The organism is Spirosoma aerophilum, from assembly GCF_054782495.1.
Window position 1 is genome coordinate 1 of the sequence record NZ_BAAGSJ010000018.1, and the last position, 2,155, is coordinate 2,155.

Genomic DNA, 2,155 nt, shown 5'->3' on the forward strand with positions numbered 1-2,155 from the left:
ACCGGCGGATCGACCAAAACAACCCACGGTTCGCCGACACTCTTAACGATTGTAATCAATACCGACACCATGGCTTCTACAGATTATAACAGTATAAACAGGGTCGAAAAACCCGTTAACCCGCGTCCGCTGGAAACCGGAAACCGCTTCACTTGGGAGCAGCTGGAAATGCAGCTTAAACCGCTGGGCATTCGCAAGGAAAGCTTATCGCCGGAGGATATGCGCGAACTATTAAATGCCCGGCGTACATCCAGCCTAACCCTGAATCAAACGGATAGCAACGGGACTACTACCCCGGTTCAGGGCCGTTTGTTTGTCTATGACGATCCGGGAAAAGGACCACGCGTTGAATTGATTCCACGGCAACTTGAACGAACGCCGGCTCCCCGCTTTTTGGGTTACCAGCTCACGCATGAAGACCACATCCGTCTGCAACGAACCGGTGAATTAGGCCGCCCCGTCCCGTTGACGGATAAAGAGACCAACCAACAGTTTATGGGATTGGTGGGCTATGATCCCCAGACCAATCGGCTGACTGTCTTTCGGCAAGAACGATTCGTACCACCAACCGTTCTTCGGAACGTGCCCATTACGGACAAACAGCAACAGACGCTGAAAAACCACGGAGTCATCCGGGTAAAAAACATGACGGGTCTGGATGGCAAGCCCTTTACCGCCGACGTGCAGGTGGCCGCCCATAAACGAGGGTTGAAATTTACGCCTGTCAACCAGGCGGCTCTCAACGCCCTGCAGGAAAAACGAGATACGCAACGAAATGCGCCACAACCCGCTGATTTAACGCCCAAACAGGTTGTTCGTCAGGCGGCCGACGAACAATGGAAGAAAACAGTCGTATCGGCAAAGGATGAAAATGGCCAGGTCGTTCGCAAGCCAGCGGGCGCACTAACCTATCAGGATATGATTCGGGTCAATAAGGCGAGTGACTCACCGGTAGAATGGAGGCCCTTAAACCGTATTCCCCAAGGCCAGGAATTGAAAAGTCCAAGAGCGCAGGCTAAAATGGAAATTCTGGATTATCGAAAGGAACAGGCCGGGGTAGTATTGCCGCCCAAAAAAACCGCGACAGCAGAGGAAATTAAACGAGCTGATCAAAAATTTTCGTCGTTGTCGGAGGGTAGAACGCCCGCGCGTACGGCTACCCCGCCAAGCCCCGCCCGCCAGCATGAGCCCGTCGCCAAGACGGATAAAAATACGAAACCGACGGAACCGATTGCCACGCCAAAAGCAGGATACGGTAGGAAACGTGTATAATAAGCTATTATAAACGAGTGAGCTTGTAATTTCACGTTATATACAAAATATTAAATGAATGGATAGCACCGTCGAAAATACTCCTCCAATTGATGTATCTACGTTAATAGGTAAACGCTATACAATAGAACAGATGCGTCCCGTTCTAGCGGCTCACCTAGATTTATCGTCGAATTTAGTTTCCGCACCGGTCGGCCTTGAGATAAAAAAACTATTGGACGGTAAACAAACCAACATCATTCCGTTAAAGGATGGCGACGCCGCCAAACTCAGCGTAATTAATCATCCAACGCGGGGTTTATCCATCAACGTAATGCATGTGCAGGCGCGGCTACAACTGAGAGATAACTACCTGGGCCACCAATTCAGCCCCGGTGATAAAGAAAATCTCCAGCGGTACGGGGATATGGGGCGCGCCGTTCAACTCATCGACCCAACCTCTGGTGAACCTTTTCGGGGGATCATCGGGATTAATCCGGAAACGCAAAAAATGACGGTGATCAACACCGATAAATTTCCGATACCGGATAAGTTGCTGGGCGTACCCATTGATCCGTCGGCCAAAGAGCGGTTACGGGAAGGATACTCTATTCGCATCAATAACATGAAAAAAGATGACCAGACGTTTTCGGCCTTTGTTCGTCTGGCAGCCTCGAAGAGAGGGTTTAAGTTTGAACGCATCAAGCCGCCCAAGCTAGAACAGATTCCAAAAACTCGGCAGCTGGTCACCTCACAAGCTGTTGAACGGTCTACTTCGGCTACGCCATTACTGGATAGTTTGCGTTTCGCCGGGAAGGGAATAAGGCAAACAACGCAAGCTCACCCGAATGGGGTCGAAGTGTTGGTCATCCCGCAGGCCGATAACGCTAAATACGTATTATCG

2 protein-coding genes are annotated in these 2,155 nt (G+C 50.5%); both read left to right on the top strand.

Annotated features, from left to right (window positions below; translation table 11 throughout):
- Positions 1 to 1,272 (top strand): hypothetical protein (locus ACYVK4_RS25300; protein WP_461130364.1); only part of this gene is annotated, 1,272 nt, incomplete at its 5' end.
- 133 nt (positions 1,273 to 1,405) lie between these two features.
- A partial coding sequence (locus ACYVK4_RS25305) for a DUF3945 domain-containing protein (RefSeq protein WP_461130365.1) occupies positions 1,406 to 2,155 on the top strand: 750 nt, incomplete at its 3' end.